The sequence below is a fragment of the Polyangium jinanense genome (genome assembly GCF_028435265.1).
Classification (GTDB): domain Bacteria; phylum Myxococcota_A; class Polyangia; order Polyangiales; family Polyangiaceae; genus Polyangium; species Polyangium jinanense.
The window spans coordinates 104,058-120,273 of the sequence record NZ_JAGTJK010000015.1; the positions used below are offsets into that span (position 1 = coordinate 104,058).

Annotated in this window: 14 protein-coding genes; 8 read left to right on the forward strand and 6 right to left on the reverse strand. The window is 67.8% G+C overall.

Annotation, left to right across the window (positions count from 1 at the left end):
- Positions 1 to 25 precede the first annotated feature (25 nt).
- Positions 26 to 2,578 (reverse strand): DEAD/DEAH box helicase, encoded by a 2,553-nt coding sequence (locus tag KEG38_RS25780; protein ID WP_272422556.1) that lies wholly within the window; start codon positions 2,576 to 2,578, stop codon positions 26 to 28.
- A gap of 196 nt (positions 2,579 to 2,774) precedes the next feature.
- On the opposite strand from KEG38_RS25780, the gene KEG38_RS25785 reads away from it, so the two are divergent.
- From KEG38_RS25785 to KEG38_RS25795, 3 genes are all read left to right on the forward strand, one after another.
- The gene (locus KEG38_RS25785; RefSeq protein ID WP_272422557.1) at positions 2,775 to 3,668 is read left to right on the forward strand and encodes a flagellar basal body-associated FliL family protein; all 894 of its coding nucleotides are present in this window, start codon (positions 2,775 to 2,777) and stop codon (positions 3,666 to 3,668) included.
- Between the two features lie 21 nt (positions 3,669 to 3,689).
- Positions 3,690 to 4,649 carry a PEGA domain-containing protein gene (locus KEG38_RS25790; protein ID WP_272422558.1) on the forward strand — a complete coding sequence of 320 codons (960 nt, stop codon included), beginning with the start codon at positions 3,690 to 3,692 and terminating at the stop codon, positions 4,647 to 4,649.
- A 75-nt stretch (positions 4,650 to 4,724) separates the two neighbouring features.
- Positions 4,725 to 6,314: a hypothetical protein gene (locus KEG38_RS25795; RefSeq protein WP_272422559.1), complete on the forward strand. Its 1,590-nt coding sequence runs from the start codon at positions 4,725 to 4,727 to the stop codon at positions 6,312 to 6,314.
- Between the two features lie 32 nt (positions 6,315 to 6,346).
- On the opposite strand, the gene KEG38_RS25800 is transcribed toward KEG38_RS25795, so the two are convergent.
- Positions 6,347 to 7,897 carry a hypothetical protein gene (locus tag KEG38_RS25800; protein WP_272422560.1) on the reverse strand — a complete coding sequence of 517 codons (1,551 nt, stop codon included), beginning with the start codon at positions 7,895 to 7,897 and terminating at the stop codon, positions 6,347 to 6,349.
- 16 nt (positions 7,898 to 7,913) lie between these two features.
- Positions 7,914 to 8,936: a tetratricopeptide repeat protein gene (locus tag KEG38_RS25805; protein WP_272422561.1), complete on the reverse strand. Its 1,023-nt coding sequence runs from the start codon at positions 8,934 to 8,936 to the stop codon at positions 7,914 to 7,916.
- Positions 8,937 to 9,026: 90 nt separating this feature from the next.
- Here KEG38_RS25805 and KEG38_RS25810 point away from each other — a divergent pair, with 90 nt between their 5' ends.
- The gene (locus KEG38_RS25810; protein WP_272422562.1) at positions 9,027 to 9,716 is read left to right on the forward strand and encodes a hypothetical protein; all 690 of its coding nucleotides are present in this window, start codon (positions 9,027 to 9,029) and stop codon (positions 9,714 to 9,716) included.
- 295 nt (positions 9,717 to 10,011) lie between these two features.
- On the opposite strand, the gene KEG38_RS25815 is transcribed toward KEG38_RS25810, so the two are convergent.
- On the reverse strand, positions 10,012 to 11,379 hold the full coding sequence (locus KEG38_RS25815) for a serine/threonine-protein kinase (protein WP_272422563.1): 1,368 nt from the start codon (positions 11,377 to 11,379) through the stop codon (positions 10,012 to 10,014).
- A gap of 219 nt (positions 11,380 to 11,598) precedes the next feature.
- Here KEG38_RS25815 and KEG38_RS25820 point away from each other — a divergent pair, with 219 nt between their 5' ends.
- Genes KEG38_RS25820 through KEG38_RS25835 form a run of 4 tightly spaced genes read left to right on the forward strand, consistent with a single transcriptional unit; the run spans position 11,599 to position 14,410 of the window.
- Complete coding sequence (locus KEG38_RS25820; protein WP_272422564.1) at positions 11,599 to 12,102, forward strand: hypothetical protein; 504 nt, start codon at positions 11,599 to 11,601, stop codon at positions 12,100 to 12,102.
- Between the two features lie 12 nt (positions 12,103 to 12,114).
- Entirely contained in the window at positions 12,115 to 12,417 is a 303-nt protein-coding gene (locus KEG38_RS25825; RefSeq protein ID WP_272422565.1) for an antibiotic biosynthesis monooxygenase, read from the forward strand.
- Positions 12,418 to 12,433: 16 nt separating this feature from the next.
- Positions 12,434 to 13,618, forward strand: a complete 1,185-nt coding sequence (locus tag KEG38_RS25830) for an iron-containing alcohol dehydrogenase (RefSeq protein WP_272422566.1) — start codon at positions 12,434 to 12,436, stop codon at positions 13,616 to 13,618.
- A gap of 45 nt (positions 13,619 to 13,663) precedes the next feature.
- Positions 13,664 to 14,410 carry a hypothetical protein gene (locus KEG38_RS25835; protein ID WP_272422567.1) on the forward strand — a complete coding sequence of 249 codons (747 nt, stop codon included), beginning with the start codon at positions 13,664 to 13,666 and terminating at the stop codon, positions 14,408 to 14,410.
- Between the two features lie 167 nt (positions 14,411 to 14,577).
- Here KEG38_RS25835 and KEG38_RS25840 read toward each other — a convergent pair whose 3' ends face one another.
- Together KEG38_RS25840 and KEG38_RS25845 are read right to left on the reverse strand one after the other, a co-directional pair.
- Positions 14,578 to 15,624, reverse strand: a complete 1,047-nt coding sequence (locus KEG38_RS25840) for an arginase family protein (RefSeq protein ID WP_272422568.1) — start codon at positions 15,622 to 15,624, stop codon at positions 14,578 to 14,580.
- Positions 15,625 to 15,635: 11 nt separating this feature from the next.
- Complete coding sequence (locus tag KEG38_RS25845) at positions 15,636 to 16,208, reverse strand: hypothetical protein (protein WP_272422569.1); 573 nt, start codon at positions 16,206 to 16,208, stop codon at positions 15,636 to 15,638.
- Positions 16,209 to 16,216 lie beyond the last annotated feature (8 nt).

Sequence of the window (16,216 nt, forward strand, 5' to 3'; positions counted from 1 at the left end):
CTCCCCGGACGTACGGAAGCGCGAGCTACGAAGCGATCCGGCGCAGAGAGATCACGGGCTTGTTCGCGTCACGCGACTTGTCGAGATCGATCACGCCTTCGAGCGCCCATCCGCTGCTCTCGCCTTCCTCGTCGATGAGGACCTGGGAAAACTCCCAGATGAAAGGCCACTGCCGGATCTGCGTGTTCTCGGGGCTGCGCGCCTTCGGATCGGTGCGGATCTCCGCGAACTCTTCCCAGAACGGCGCGAGCGCGTCCTCGAAGCGCCGCGGCGTCCAGTCCTCTCCGCCGGCCTCCACGAGCTCCGTCGCCTCGACGTAGTCCTTCCGCGCGAGCGCGCGCACCAGCGCGAACACCTCGTTTCGGATGAGCGCCACGAACGCGCGCGTGTCGGTGGTGACGTCGAACTGCTCTTCCTTCGGCTCGGGTTTGCCCTCGACCACCGCCATCACGCGGTCGGGGTTCTTCATCCGCTCCCACTCTTCGAGCAGCGAGCTGTCGACCTGCCGCACGATCGCGCCGAGGAAGATCTCCACGTCGTCGAGCTCGTCGGTCTTCTCGCGATCGGGCACGGTCTGCACGAGCGCCTTGTAGACGTCGGAGAGGTAGCGCAGGAGAAGCCCCTCGCTCCGCTGCAGCTCGTACTCCTTCACGTAGTCCGAGAACGACCAGAGCCCCTCGAACATCTCGCGCGCGATCGACTTCGGCCGGATGTTCTCGCGCGCGACCCAGGGGTGCTTCTTGGCGAACTCGTTGAAGCTCTCGTAGATGAAGTCCGCGTTCGGCTTCGGGTACTCCATCTTGTCGAGCTCCGCGACGCGGTCCTCGAACTCCATCCCGGCGGCCTTGAGCTCGATCATCTTCTCGCGCTTCAGCTTGTCGAGCTGCTTCATCAAGAGGAGCTCGGGGTTCTCGAGGATGCTCTCGACCAGCGTGAGCACGTCGAGCGCGTACAGGTCGCTGTCGCGATCGAGCTGCTCCACCGTCTCCACGAGCCAGAGCCCGAGCGCGTGGTTGATGGTGAAGTCCTCCTGCAGGTCCGCGTTAACGCGCACCTTTCGGCCCGTCTCGTCGCGCTCGGCGAGCGGCACGAGCTCGATCACGCCGCCGCGCACGAGCGAGCGGAACATCGAGAGCGCCGTCTTCTTGTGGATGCGCCGCTGCGCCGGGGTCTCGTGCACGTCGTTGAGGAGCGTCTTCATCGCCCGGCAGCCATCGCCCTCGCGCCCGAGCACGTTGAGCAGCATCCCGTGCGAGACCGAGAAGCGCGACACGAGCGGCTCGGGCTCGCCGGCGATGAGCCGGTCGAACGTCGATCGATCCCAGTGCACGTAGCCCTTCTCGGGCGGCTTCTTGCGCACGATGCGCTTCTTCTTCACGGGGTCGTTGCCCGCCTTCGCTTCGAGCCGGAGGTTCTCGATCGCGTGCTCGGGCGCCTGCGCGACCACGGTGCCGCGATCGTCGAAGCCCTTTCGACCCGCGCGCCCCGCGATCTGCTGGAAGTCGCGCACGCTGAGGATCGCCGTCTTCTGGCCGTCGTACTTGCAGAGCTTGGTGAAGAGCACCGTGCGGATCGGGATGTTCACGCCCACGCCGAGCGTGTCCGTCCCGCAGATCACCTTGAGCAGCCCCTTCTGCGCGAGCTTCTCCACGAGCAGCCGGTACTTCGGCAAGAGCCCCGCGTGATGCAGCCCGATCCCGTGGCGCACGAAGCGGCTGAACTCCTTGCCGTAGGGGCTGTCGAGCCGCACGCCTTCGAGCGCCTTCGCGATCGCGCGCTTGTCGTCCTTCGACGCGTAGTCGAGGCTCATGAGGTTCTGCGCCTCCTCGGCCGCGGCGCGCTGCGTGAAGTTGACGATGTAGATCGGCGCGCGCCCCTTCTGGACGAGGTCGTGCACGGCCTCGTGCAGCGGCCTCTCGCTGTACTCGAAGTCGAGCGGGACGGGCCGCTCGCGCGAGCGCACGAGCGCGGTCTCCTTGCCGTTCAGCTTCGTGAGGATCTTGGCGAACGCGTCCGCGCCCCCGAGCGTCGCCGACATGAGCAGGTACGTGGCCTGCGGCAGCGTGAGCAGCGGGACCTGCCACGCGACCCCGCGGTCGCGGTCCGCGTAGTAATGGAACTCGTCCATGATCACGTAATCGACATCCGCGCGCTCCCCCTCGCGCAGCGCGATGTTCGAGAGGATCTCCGCCGTGCAGCAGATGATCGGCGCGTCGCGGTTCACGGACGCGTCCCCCGTCATCATGCCGACGTTCTCCGGGCCGAAATCCCGGCAGAGCGCGAAGAACTTCTCACTGACGAGCGCCTTGATCGGGCACGTGTAGAACGACCGCTTCCCCTGCGACATCGCAAGGAAGTGCATCGCCGTGGCCACGAGCGATTTCCCCGACCCCGTCGGAGTGTTGAGGATCACATTCTTGCCACCGACGATTTCGAGCAGCGCCTCTTCCTGGGCGGGGTAGAGCTCGAGCTCCTTCTCGGCGACGTAGTCGAGGAACCTGTCGAAGACGAGCGTCGGATCGACATCGTCCGGGGCGGGAAGACGGCTGGCCAGGGGCGTGGGCACGGCGAGCGTCATGCCATAAAAGAGCTCTGAGGGCTTGCGTCGGAGATCGCCCTTGGCGTCAGGGGGTCGCTTGAGCTACCCCCGTCAAGGTGCGCGACGGCCAGACGAGCGACGTGAACGAACGATCGGAAGGTGGCGCTGACGCGGCGATCCGAGGCATCATGGTCCGGCGGAGCACTTGGATCGTGAAAGGCCCGGGAGGGAGCGCGTGAGCGCCGACAATCGCGAGGGAGCTCAGCCGCCGAGCGGAGCCCCGCAAGCAGACGCGGGCACGCCCGCAGCGCCGTCCGCGGCGCCGGCGGCCGAAGGCGAGAACGTGATCACCTCGCACGGCGAGCGCGAAGCACGCGCCTACGTCGCGCCGATCGAGGTGCCGAAGCGACGGCAGCGCCTGAAGACCATGGACATGGCCAAGGTGCGGATCGCGGCCGACATGAAGGTCGAGGTCATGGACTCGCGGCACATGCCCACGACGAAGATGGAGCTGCCCCCCGGCGGCCTCCGTCCACCGCCGCCGCCCCCGCAAGCCGAGATCGCGGACCCGAACTCGAGCCCGTGGACGGCAAGCGCCGGCATCGATCGCTCGATGCTCCCCTCCGCGTCACTCGGCCCCGCAGCGCCCGTGCCGGGCTCGCGCCCCGCGGCCCCGCAAGCGTCGCAAGACGAGGACGAAGGCGGGCGCAGCATCGGGATCTGGATCGGCGTGGTGGTCGTCGCGGCGCTGCTCGGCGGCGGCGCGGCGTATCTCTTGCGCGGCAGGGTGTCGAGCGGGAGCAACGAGGCGGGCGTCTCGTCGAGCGCGCCGATCGCCGTCACGGTGCCGACGACGCCCGGCAAGATCCCGATGCCTCCCGTGACCGCGGAGCCAGCGGCGCCCGAGCCCACGCCTGCCGAGCCCACACCTGCCGAGCCCGCGGCGACGGCGGAGCCTACGCCCGCGGAAGAGCCGGCGGCGGAGCCCACGACGACGGCGCCTGCGCAACCGGGGGTCAAGCCGGTCGCGACGACGCCACGCAAGACGACGACCACCACCACGAAGACCGCGCCGACCACGACGGCCGCGCCGACCACGACGGCTTCGGCACCGCGGCGACTTTTCTAGGGAGCTTCGGGAGGGATGAGCATGCGAACCAAGGCACTGCTTTCGACGATGAGCTTCGCGCTCCTGGTCGCGGGTGCATCGCCTGCCTACGCGGACGACGCGACGCGGGCGGCGGAGCTCTTCGAGAAGGGCAACAAGCTCTTCGACGAGCAGAAGTGGGCCGAGGCAGAGGCGTCGTACCAGGCCGCGTGGGATCTGCGAAAGAGCTTCGATCTCGCGGGAAATCTGGGCGATGTGGAGATGACGCTGGGCCAGCACCGCGACGCGGCGGAGCATCTTTCGTACGCGCTGGAGGAGTTCCCGGCGGGCGGGAAACCCGAGGTGCGCGAGGCGCTGCAGAAGCGGCTGGAAGAGGCGAAGAAGCACGTCGGCACGGTGACGATCGGCACGAACATCGGCGGCGCGAAGATCTACGTGGACGGCCGGTTCGTGGGTCAGGCGCCGCTGGCGAAGGCGGTCTTCGTGGATCCCGGCAAGCGGGTGATCGAGGCGAAGCTGCCCGGGCACGATGACGTGCTGAAGACGGTCGATGTGGAGAAGGCGCAGGCGCAGGAAGTGAGTCTGGTGCTGGCGCCGAAGATTGGGGGGACGCCGGGGGGGAAGAGTGTGGCGCTCATCGCGGTGGGCGCGGGGCTTGGGGTGATCGGGATTGGGACGGGGATTGGGCTGATCGTGGCAGGCCAGAGCGAGCTGACCGCTGCGCGCGCGCTTCGCGATTCGATCCCCGAGGCGGTCTGCAACACCGCGCATCCGCAGCACGGCACGTACACGGCCCAGTGCAGCGAGCTCAAGGACAAACTCGGCAAGACGGATACCCTTCACAACGTCGGCGTGGGTGTGGCCATCGCCGGCGGGGTGATCGCAGCGGGAACCGTGGCCTACGCGCTATGGCCCAAGAAGAAGTCCCCGACGACGGGGCTCGACGTGCTTCCGATCGTGGCACCCACGTTCGCAGGTTTGTCGGCGTCCGGGCGCTTCTGAGGAGACCGCCCGCGTCTCGTTCGTCGATCCCTTCGAGATCGACGCGTTCCCTTGGCTTCCAGCAAGTGAGGAGACATGCCGATGCGCACCCTACACAAGTCCCTTGCGTATCTCGGAGTTCTGGTATGTGCCGCGATGGGGCAGTTCGCGGCATGTGCTTCGTATTCCAGCGATTGCAGCGAGAATGGCATTTGCCTGCGAAACGGCGACGAATATCGCGGCGGTGGACAGGTCTCGCCCGAGTGCAAAGCGCTCCCGAGCGAAGACAGCTCGGTCATCAAGGACGAGTGCGGCATCTTCGTGAGCTCATCCGCTGCGGATGGCGGAGATGGGACCAAAGCCAAGCCATTCAAGTCGCTTCAAGCGGGGCTCGACGCGGCCAAGAGTGCAAAATTTCGGGTCTATGCTTGCGCGGAAACGTACGCAGAAGAAGCCAAGGCCGATAGCGTGTCCCTCTTCGGCGGATTCGACTGTGCGAATGGTTGGGCGTATGTGGTCGATTCGGCAAAACGTGCGATCATCGCGCCGAAGGATGGGGTTCCGCTGCGGGTGAGCGGCGGAGGAGACCTTCTGGTCCAAGACATCGTGGCGCGGGCACCGGATTACAGTGGGCTGCCCCCCGACGCCATGCAGCCTGCGAAGTCGTCCATTGCGGTATTCGCCAATGAAGCGACCGTGGATTTTTCGCGGTGCAACATGGAAGGCAACAATGCGCAGGGCGGAGCGGAAGGAGAAACTCCGCTCGATGACCCCGACACACTGAATGGGTCGTCTGGTAATCCCGGCAAAGGGATCTGCGAGGCCGGTGCGGACAACCCCGGCGGGGCAGCCATGACGAAGATGTGCCCGGACGGTTCGACCAGCGTTGGCGGCGAAGGTGGGGACGGCGGCACCGTTCAGACCTCGCCGTCCTTCATGGCGTTCGCGGGAGGCGATGGAGCGGATGGCGCTCCGGCGGGCTCGGCCGGGCAAAAAGGAGTTGGAGAGTTCGAATCGGGCGCCTGGAGTTGCGCGAACGATGGCAATGGGACGCCGGGACAATCCGGCGACAAGGGAGGGCCCGGCGCCGGCGCGACCGCGGGTAAGATTGATGCCACTGGTTATGTCCCGACATCAGGGATGGCGGGCGAGTACGGCAAGCCTGGCCAGGGAGGCGGCGGTGGTGGTGGAGCCAGGGGGGCTCAGGGCGTTTGCGGTGGGACCACGCGCGCTGGAGCGAGCGGGGGGAGCGGGGGCACCGGAGGCTGCGGTGGTCGAGGCGGCGGCGGTGGATTTGGAGGCGGCGCGAGCATTGCGCTGCTGAGCTACAACGCATCGGTCGTGCTCTCGGATTGTGTATTGAAGTCCGCGGCCGGTGGGAGTGGTGGTACTGGGGGGGATGGGCAGACCGGCGGTGGCGGTGGTACGGGTGCGTCTGGAGGCCTGAAGTCGGGTTCGTCCAACAGCGCGTGCGCCGGCGGGGCCGGCGGTGAGGGCGGCAATGGTGGCCCCGGCGGCGGTGGTGCTGGTGGGCCGTCGGTTGGCATCGCCCACGTTGGCAAAGCGCCCGAGAAGAGGGGCAGCACGATGATCACCCCGGGCACCCCCGGCAATGGAGGCCTCGGCGGCGGCATCATGAGCAACGCCGGGGCAAACGGTACGACGGGCGAGCTGGTGGCGTTCTGATAGGGGAGGCGCCTCGTCGCGCCTGCATCGGATCAAGGAAACCCGTGCAGGGGGGCTTGAACACCTCCCATAGCCCCTCCGCCCATTCCTCCCGGCCCCGCAGTGCCCGTCGTGATCGTGGCACCGGCTTCCGAGACATTCCCGCCCCTGTACGCGATCCCGAGCGAATGACCACCGCGGCCGCCGCCGCCGGTGCCGCCGTCTCCGCCATTGCCCCCGGGACCGCCGTTGCAGCCGTAGGGAGTTGCGCCTCCCATGGTTGCACCGCTCCCGCCGTTCCCGCCGTTCCCGCCGTTTCCGCCGGCCTGACCGAAACCGCCATCCCCACCGTAGCCCCCGGCGCCCGTCGTGATGCCGACCATCTGGAAGGAGAGCGTGGCGCCAATACTCACGATTCCGATGCTCGAACCACCGGCCATCCCTCCGAACCCGCCGTTTCCGCCGCAGCCGCCGGCCCCACCGCCCCCGCCGCTGGCGCCAAAGCAGCCCGACTTGCCTTTCGAACCACCGCCGCCACCGCCGCCCTGCCCAATCGTACCCTTTCCACCGGGCTGACCGCTCACGCCGATGTGCCCCTTGCTGGCATCGAGCGCTCCGTCGTTCATGCCTCCCGCTCCGTCGCTGCCAATCGTTCCATTGGCGCCAGGCTGACCGGTTTCGCAATCCCCCGCACCGGTGTCTCCAAGGCCGCCGACCCCCCGGTTGTTCGGATTGGGGTTGGGAGCGGGAATGCCATCCCCTCCCACGTCGCCCGAGGTCTCCTGGCCGTTGCCACCTTTGCCGCCGCTCGATTCGTTGCAAATCGGATTGGCCTTGGCGGCGCCCCCAGGGTTCCCGCCGGCCCCGCCCATGCAAGCGTTTTGGCCGCTGTTGCCACGGATGTTGAGATCATCGGGATCGGAGGGTCCAATGTCGTCCGTTGGCGTCACCCCCTGCGCGCCGTCATTGCCGTTCCCGGCGATGAGCTCGGTCCGCACGAAATTCACGGTCGCGCCGTCGACGATCAGGGCGATCGCCGAACCCCCTTTCAACGTCGCATTCGCCGCCTCGATACGAAGATCCTCGAGCCGAGTCGTCTGAGCCCCGACGACCCGCAGGGATGCTTGCACCTCATCCGGGGACGCAGGCTCCGGCGGGTTGATTCTCGCCTTCTTGGTCGTGTCATAATTCCACTCGGCGCCTTGGCAATCGAACCCGCCGAAGATGGAGACTCCGGCCGGCACGTCGACGCGCTCGGCATAGTCGCCGTCCGCGCACGCATAGATCCGAGCCGTCACCGTCCTGGCCTTGTCGACCGCCGCTTGCAGACTCTTGAACGGCTTGGCCTTCGTCCCATCGCCGCCATCCGCCGCCAACGCGCTCACGAAGACCCCGCATTCATCCTTGATGACCGATGGCTCTGCGCTCGGAAGCGCCCTGCACTCTTCCGGAACCTCTGCGCCGCCTTGGTACGGCTTGCCGTCCTCCGCGCAGGTGTTGTTACGGCTGCAATCATCCGCTGCGAGCGAGCAACCTGCCATCTGCCAGAAGCTCGCGGCAATGAGGATACCCAGGGAGGCAAGGGCCGCGTGACGTGTGCGCATGAGCATGTCTCCTCGTTCAGAACTGGCCCCTCGCCGCGATCCCCGTAAACGTGGTCGTCACCGTGGGCACGAAGGTGAGTCCAGTCGTGGTGCGCTTCTCCGCGGGCCACAACGCATAGAGCACCGTGCCCACGGCGAGGACGCCACCCACGACGAGGGCCCCCGTGCCAACGTTGAAAAACGTATCTTTCCGCTGCAACGTGCTGAGCAATGTCGCGCACGTCGCCTTGTTCGCAGCGTGCTCCGGGTGTGCGGGATCGCATGCCGCGTCCGGCATCGAGGCGTCGAGCGCGTCGGCTTCCTCGTCCGCACCATTCGCAGCAACGAGAAGCCCAATCCCCGTCCCGATCCCGGCGAGGGCAAGACCGCCGCCCACCGCAAGGAGCGCCCAACTCTTCCCCGCGCCCTCCTCCTTCGCCGACGCCACTCGCTCCACCTTCACCTCATCCCCCAGCGCCGGCACCTTCACCCTGGTCACCGCCCCCTCCCCTGCCACCACCTTCTCCGCCCACGCCTTTTTCCCCGGCGCCGTCACCTCGATCCTCTGTTCCCCCGGATCCACCGGCACCACCGATCCCCACACCTCCGCCTCCACCACCTTCCCGTTCCGCTTCACCACGAGCCCCGCGACCCTCGCCTCCGGCGCTACCTCCACCACCAGCTTCGCGAGCTTCGGCTCGAGCTCCCCGGCCCGTCGCACTGCTTCTTCCGTCCGCCGCTCGTCCTTTGCCGCCTGCGCCGCGGATGCCGCCTCCCGAAACGTCGCCCATGCGCTCGCCGTTTGCCCCGCCGTCTCGTAACAATCTCCCAGCGCGAGCAACCTCCCCGGCCGTGGATCCAGCTTCTGACTCGCGGCGAATTTCGGGCATGCCTCCGCGTGACGCCCCTCCTTCGCGAGCGCCCGCGCCTCCTGGAACAACGCATCTGCCGCCGCGCGATCCTCCGCCGGCCCGGCATGCGCTGGCCCGACACACAGGCTCACGGCGAAAACAACCCCGATCCACGACGACTTCGAGCCCATCACCGACCACTTTACCAAGGCCCGCGCCGCTCGTCAGCACACGCGCGAGGGATGAGGGATGCCGCTTGACGGCCGTAACCGCACGGAAATACCCTCCGACCCACCCGTATGGCAAACAATACCTATCAGACGTACATCGAAGAGACGCCGATCGACATCTATCGCCACGATTTCATTCGCCGCGGCGCCATGTGCGGCGCGCTCGCCAAGCGTTATCCGGGGCTCGCTGCCATTGGCGCCGAGGCCGACGCCGTCGTCGGGCAGCTCGATTCTCGCCTGTCGGATTTGCGAAAAGCCGAGGACGAGCAGATTCGCGCCCGCGCCATCGAGGACGCCGAGAAGCTCGATGTCATCGACGTCTACACGGAGCTTCGCCGCACGATGGCCGTCAAGAACCCCAAGGAGGTGCTCACCCTCCTGCCCGAGGCCCCCTCCGTGCTCCGCCGCGCGACCGCCGCGACCTTCGCCGAGCGAGCGGGCGCCGCCCTCTCGAATCTGAAGGCGCTCCCCGAGGCGGATCCCTTGCGCCTCGCCTTCGTCGGAAAACTCGAAATGGAGCTCGCCGAGTTCAACGACGCCGACAAGAAAGAAGACGCGACGCGCCTCGCCCTCCAGAGCGGAAAGGTGGCGCTCACGCTCTACAAGTCCGAGCTCTCGCAGACGCGGGAAGCCGAGCTCGGCGCGATCCAGAACATCCTCAAGGACCGAGAGAAGACGGTCCTGTTCACGATCCCGTGGCGCAAGACCCGCAAGTCCGAAGCCGCGACGGAGACGACCGAGGCAGACGCCACGCCCTGAACCCCGACGAAGGCGCAGGCGGCGCCACAAGCGTCGGAAAACGCACCTGCGATGGCGCGGAAGCGTCTGCAAACGGCTGCAAGACGTTCGCGCGATGGTGCGGAGACCTCTGCAGGCGCCTGAGGGCGGCTCCCGCTTCGATGCAGGACCCTTCGCAAACGGCTCCCGGCACGCGCCGCGACGGTGCGGAACAGGTTTCCGTCGTTTGCAGACGCTCCGGCGCCATCCCGCCCGGGCTCGCAAGCCGCTTGCGGACGTCTCCGCACCATCGCGGGCCGCCTGGCAAGCGGTTGCTTCACGGATTGTAGAGATCGTCGTTGCGCTTCGCGGGCCGTGGGGCCGCTTTGGCCGGCGTGAGCGGCTTCGGAGGTGGAGCGACTTTCACCGGGCTGACGTCACGCGCCGGCGAGACGAGCGGCGGGGCGGCAGGCTCGTCCGCCGCGTCCGCCCCCGCATCCACGGCCACCGCTTCGGCGACCATCGCCGGTTGTGCTTTCGCGACCGCTCCCGCCGCTGCGCTCGCTTCCGCTCGCGCTTCCGGCTCCGCGACCGCCGGGCGCTTCATGAGCACGAAGACCACGAGCAGCCCCGCCACCACGGCCGCGAGGACACCCGACGCGATCAACACGCCCACGGATACCGGCCTCTTGCGCCCGGAGCTCGCCACCACGGGCGCCGGAGATGCCGCGAGCGGCACGGTCGCCTCGGCCGCCGTCACAGCCGCCACCACGATCTCCGCCGACGACCCCCCTCGCGATCCCCGCGACGCCACCACCCGCCCGACCCGCTCCACGTACACCCGCGCATGCGCCGGCGCGTACGGCGCGAGCGCCGCTGCCAGCTCCCCGACATCGCGAAACCTCTCCTCCCGATTCCGCGCCAAGCACCGCAGGATCACCGCCTCGAACCCTGCCGGCGCGTCCGCTCGGTACTGCCGCAGCGGCGTCGGTTGCCCCGCGATCACCAGCGCACACACCGCCTGGATCGTCTCCGCATGGAACGGCGTCTTCCCGCAGACGAGCTGGTACAGAATGATCCCGAGCGCCCACACATCGCTCCGCGCGTCCACGCTCTTCGGCGTGTTCATCTGCTCCGGCGACATGTAGAGCGGCGAGCCGAGCATCTGCGACTCGTGCGTCAGCGCCACGTCGGATCCCATGAGCTTCGAGATCCCGAAGTCCAGCACCTTCACGCACGGAGCTCCGCTCACGTCTTGCGTCAGGAACAGGTTCGCCGGCTTCAGATCCCGGTGCACGATCCCCGCCGCGTGCGCCTCCCCGACGGCCTCGCACGCTTGCAGCACGAGCTCCACCGCCTCCTCGAACGGCAGTTGCCTCCGCGCCTTCAGCGTCGCGGCGAGGTCTTGCCCGTCGAGGTACTCCATCACGATGTACGGCGCGTCGTTCTCGTCGGCCCCCACATCGAGCACACGCGCCACGTGGTGGCTCTTCAAGAGCACCGCGGCGCGCGCCTCGCGCAAAAACCGCTCGCGTTGCTCCGGGCTCACGACGCGACCCGTGAGGAGTGACTTCACCGCGACGAGCTGCCCGAGATCCACGTGCCTCGCGGCCACGACGACGCCCATCGCGCCCGAGCCGAGCACGCGCTCCACGCGATACTTCCGCGCCAGGAGATCGCCGGGTTTGACGGGCATCTGGCTCATGAAGCGCCATCTCAGCCGACTCGTACGGCAAGTCAAGAACGTGGAGCCTCGCCTGTTCGCCCTCGCGAACGTCGGCGGTTGTCGCCTCGGTTTGTCTCCACCCAACACGGGACATCCCCGGCGCTCCGAACGTCACCCGCATGTTCCGTGTCCTCCCTCACGCACACGCCTGGCGGTTCCTCATGGACTTTGGTCCCGTGTTGTCCGAAAATCGCAGCCGTGAGCAATCCACAAAGACCTCCGGATCGTGGCCCTCGCCGGAGCGATCCGGGCGTCGATGATCCGCGCACGGGACCGGACAGCCAGCCGCCTACGTCCACATCGTTCTCGGGCGTGATCGCGCGCGGCTTCGACGCCGTGCCCATCTCCGTGCGGGGGGACAGGTCCACGCCGCCGAGCGTGCCGTCGAGTCGCCTCCCGCCTTCGTCGGGGACCGTGCCGACGAGTGGTCCTTCGAGCACCCCTGCGTCGGGCCAACCGAGCTCGGGCGTTCGTCGTACCAAGGGCGGCATCTACCAGGCCGTGCGCCTCCTCGATCAGAAGCACGGATCGTTCTTCATCTCGCGGCTCATCCTCGTGACCGGCGTCAACCTCCGCAGCTTCGATTCTTCGAGCGTGGACGATCCCGTCGTCGCCGAGAAGCTCATCAAAGCGCTCCGCCCCCTGCTCTCTCCGGCGGAGCTCGACGGCCTCATGCCGCTGCTTGTCGCGCCGCAACGCTGAAGGGAGCTCGTCATGTACGTTGTTTGCGTCAAGGTCTCCGTGCTCGCCGATCACGTCGACGCCTTCCTCGAGGCGACGCTCGACAACGCCCGCGGCACCCGCACCGAGCCGGGCAACGCCCGCTTCGACGTCCTCCGCGCCAACGACGATCCCACGCGGTTTTTCCTGTACGAGGTCTACCAGACCGAGGCCGATTTCAAGGCCCACCAGCAGACCGCGCATTACCTCCGCTGGAAAGAGCGCGTCGCGCCGATGATGGCCGCGCCACGCGCCTCCGAGAAATACGCCTCCGTATTCCCCGAGCCCTGGGCCTGACGAACCGCGTGATCCCGTGAAGTTCTCGTTCCGCACGGCGCCCGAGATCCAGTTTGGCGCGGGCACCCTCGGCGAAGCTCCGGCCGCCGTGGCCCGCTTCGGCAAGCGTTGCCTCCTCGTCTCCGGCAAAAGCTCGCTCGAACGCTCCGGCAAGCTCGCCGCGATCGAAGAGGGCCTCCGCGCGCGGGGCGTATCGATGGCGCGATTCTGCGTGGACGGCGAGCCCGACCTCGCGGTCGCGGACGAAGGCGCCCGCATCGCCCGCGAAGGTGGCCACGACGTCATCCTCGCGATCGGCGGCGGAAGCGTGATCGACGCCGCGAAAGCGGCGGCCGCGCTCGCGACGAACGAGGGTTCCGCAATCGATTACGTCGAAGCCGTGGGCGCGGGCCGCACGATCGAAAAGACGCCTTTGCCGCTCGTCGCCGTCCCCACGACCGCGGGCAGCGGCTCGGAGGTCACGAAAAACAGCGTCCTTCGTGTCCCCGAGCTCCGCGTCAAGCGCAGCATTCGCAGCGATCTCATGGTCCCGCGCGTCGCCCTCGTGGACCCTTCCCTCATTGCCACGGCGCCGAAGAGCGTCGCGGCTTCCTCCGGGCTCGACGCGCTCACGCACCTCGTCGAGGCCTATCTCTCGAAGGGCGCGCAGCCGATGACCGACGTCCTCGTCGTCCCCGGCATCACGCTCGCTTATCGCGCGCTCGTCGTGCTCGCCGAGGATCACGCCACGGACGAATCGCACGAGGCCATGGCGCTCGCGGCGCTCTGGGGCGGCATTGCGCTCGCCAATGCGGGCCTCGGCGCCGTGCATGGCCTCGTCGCGCCGCTCGGCGGCCTCTGCGGCGTCCCGCACGGCGCCGGCTGCGGTTGCCTCTTGCCCGCCACCTTCGCCACGAACGTCGCCGCCTTGCGCGCCCGCGCGCCCGGCCACCCGGCTCTCGCCCGCGCCCACGAGGTCGCCGACCTCCTCCTGCCCCCCGACGCCCCCGATCGCAGCCCCGAGCGCGCCGCCGACGCGTTTCAAGGTTTACGCGACAAACTCGGTGTCCCGTCGCTCCGATCGTACGGCGTCTCCGAGACCGACCTCGCCTCGATCATCGCCGGCTCGCGGGCGGGCAGCATGCGTTCGAATCCGATCGACCTCACGGACCCCGAGCTCGAAGCGATCCTCGCGCGCTCGCTCGGCCCGCCGCTCGCCTGATCATCGGGCTTCACGGCTGCCACGGGTCTTTGGTAGGGTTCGGCCATGCGATACTCGATGGCCCTGATCCTGTTCGTCCTCGCTGGTTGTGGCTCGAGCGCCCCGAAAGCCGAGGAGCCGAAGCCCGAGACCCAGGCGGAAGCTTCCACGGAGACGAAGACCGAGACAGCCGACGCGCCCAAGGCCGAGGAAGACAGCAAATCGATCCCCGAGGCCTGCGCGGGCGACGACAAGGCCGCGTGTGTCATGCCGAAGGGCTTCGTCAAGCGCCTCTGTAGCGGCGTCTACCCGGAGCTCGCGCTGTATCTCTTCCAGAAGAGCTCGCCCTGGCGCCGCGCCTACGTCTCCGCGAAGGAGGTCGCGCCGTTCAACGGGCTCGGCGGCCCGAGCGCGGAGGAGAAGCTCACGCTCGACGAAGAGCTGCTCGTGCTCAACCAGATGAAGGCGGACACGGGCGGCATGCAGGTGAGCGGCGCGTCGGGCAGCGTCGACGTGCTCCGCTGGGACGGCACCTGCGCGACCCTCTCGACCGAGGAGGTCCGCTTCCAGGCCCCGTCGAAGCCCAAGCACGCCATCATTCCGTGGCGCATCCTCGAGGACGCGACCCAGGAGGCGCTCAAGAAAAACGAGGCGCTCGCGAACGTGGCCACGGAGCGCAAGAAGGAATGCAAAGGCGCGACGATGGGCGCGGTCTCCGCGAAATGCGAGAAGGCCGATAAAGCGCTGAACGATCTCGTCGTCGAAGCCGTGCGCACCGGCACGACCGTGCCCAAGCCCGCGAAGGTCCCCTGAGAGGGTGCTGCCACAGCGTAGCGCCGGGGTTTCACCCCGGACCCGACCAGGGGCTCTTCGCCCCTGGACCCGAACCAGGGCACAGCCCTGGACCTCGGGTGCATCGACCGCGGTGCGGTCGATGCAACGATTCGCGCAGCAGCCTGTGGAATCCCCTTTGAATCGATTCAGCGCAGCTTCGCCTTGCCCTGGCTGGCGAGCGTGAATCCGATCAGCTTGTAGAGCAGCCGCGCCCCCACGTTCGCGTCCCACTCGTCGCCGTCCGGCCCCGGGGCGACCTCGTTCAGATCAAACCCCACGATCGTTCGTCCGGATCGCACCACCTCGCCGATCACGTACACCGCCTCGTGAAAATCGAGCCCGCCGGGCACGGGCGTGCCCGTGTGCGGGCAATACCGCGGATCGAGCCCGTCGACGTCGAACGACACCCACACCTCGCGCGGCAGCGCATCCACGATCTCCCGCGCGACTGCGGCAAACGTCTCACCCCCGAGCTTGCGCCGCGCGAGGTCGCGATCAAAAAACACCCGCGCGCGCTCGCCCTGCGAGGCGACGTAGTCCATTTCCTCCTCGCACACATCGCGAATCCCGACCTGGACGAGTTTTCCGACGCCCGCCGCGCGCGACAGCACGTTGTACATGATCGAGGCGTGCGAGAACGTAAAACCCTCGTAAGCGCGGCGCGTGTCCGAATGCGCGTCGAAATGGAGCACGCCGAGCCCTGGATGCCGCCGGGCGAGCACCTCGATCGCGCCGAGCGGCACCGCGTGATCGCCGCCCACGATTCCCACGATCTTTCCCTTCGCCACGAGCCGCTCCGTCTCGGCCGCGACGTGTGCATTCAGCTTCCCGCCGAGCTCGTTCACCCGCGCGAGCGCCGCGCGCAGCTCGTCCGTCTCGACGACGCCGCCTACCTCGATGATCTTCTGCGCGAGCGCCCGCCCCTCCTCGTTCCACCGGGCGATCTCTTCCGCCTCGTCCTGCATGAAAATGCCGGGCGCATAAGGTTTTTCCACGTCGAGGTCGTAGAGGTCCACCTGCCGGCTCGCCTCGAGGATCGCCGCGGGGCCGCCCGACGTGCCGCCGCCGTACGAGGTCGTCACTTCCCACGGGACGGGGACGAGCACGACGGCCGCGTCGTCCTCCGTGAAAGGCAATCCATAAATGCCGGAGTCGGCGGCCGCGGGCGCGTTGGGATCAAACGGAACGGTCATGACGGCAGCCTCTAGCACGATCGAGCGTTCGACGCAGGGGGCGCGCTCTCGTCCTCTTGCTGCCGCAGACGCTCCACGAGCGCCGCATTGAGGTCCTGCACGGTCCACTCCTTCGGTAGCCAGTTACTCGGGATCCAGTACACGTTGCCGTCACGAACCTGCACGATGATCGATTTCGGCGACTCCGGCGGTTGCAACCCCACGGAAACGATCTCGCGTATCGGCACCGAGATCACCTGCATCGACATCGGACGTCCCACGGGGAACGACAAGGACTTGGCGCCGAGGACGAGCTCGAAGGGGTCGAGCTTGGCGAAGCGAAGGATGCCGAGCAGGGCCATCACACTCATGCCCACGGAGAGCACGCCCAGCACCGCGTAAAACACGTCCGCCCCGTCGGGGTCGAAGTGGAAGAGGCCGTTCAAGATGAGGCCCCGATCGTTGACGCTCGAACGGTGGAAGAAAAACGCGGCGCAGGCGCCGAACAGGATCAAGCCGGGGACGAGCTGCCGGTAGGGCTTACGCAACGGAATCTGGATCTTTGGCTCACTCCGTTTCTTGCGCTTCGTCTTCTCGGGTTCCACCGCGCGTT

Bases quoted from the DNA above. Each gene is read 5' to 3' on its own strand.
- KEG38_RS25780 (WP_272422556.1), bottom strand. From the start codon at position 2,578: ATGACGCTCGCCGTGCCCACGCCCCTGGCCAGCCGTCTTCCCGCCCCG.
- KEG38_RS25790 (WP_272422558.1), top strand. From the start codon at position 3,690: ATGCGAACCAAGGCACTGCTTTCGACGATGAGCTTCGCGCTCCTGGTC.
- KEG38_RS25795 (WP_272422559.1), top strand. From the start codon at position 4,725: ATGCCGATGCGCACCCTACACAAGTCCCTTGCGTATCTCGGAGTTCTG.
- KEG38_RS25800 (WP_272422560.1), bottom strand. From the start codon at position 7,897: ATGCGCACACGTCACGCGGCCCTTGCCTCCCTGGGTATCCTCATTGCC.
- KEG38_RS25810 (WP_272422562.1), top strand. From the start codon at position 9,027: ATGGCAAACAATACCTATCAGACGTACATCGAAGAGACGCCGATCGAC.
- KEG38_RS25815 (WP_272422563.1), bottom strand. From the start codon at position 11,379: ATGAGCCAGATGCCCGTCAAACCCGGCGATCTCCTGGCGCGGAAGTAT.
- KEG38_RS25825 (WP_272422565.1), top strand. From the start codon at position 12,115: ATGTACGTTGTTTGCGTCAAGGTCTCCGTGCTCGCCGATCACGTCGAC.
- KEG38_RS25835 (WP_272422567.1), top strand. From the start codon at position 13,664: ATGCGATACTCGATGGCCCTGATCCTGTTCGTCCTCGCTGGTTGTGGC.
- KEG38_RS25840 (WP_272422568.1), bottom strand. From the start codon at position 15,624: ATGACCGTTCCGTTTGATCCCAACGCGCCCGCGGCCGCCGACTCCGGC.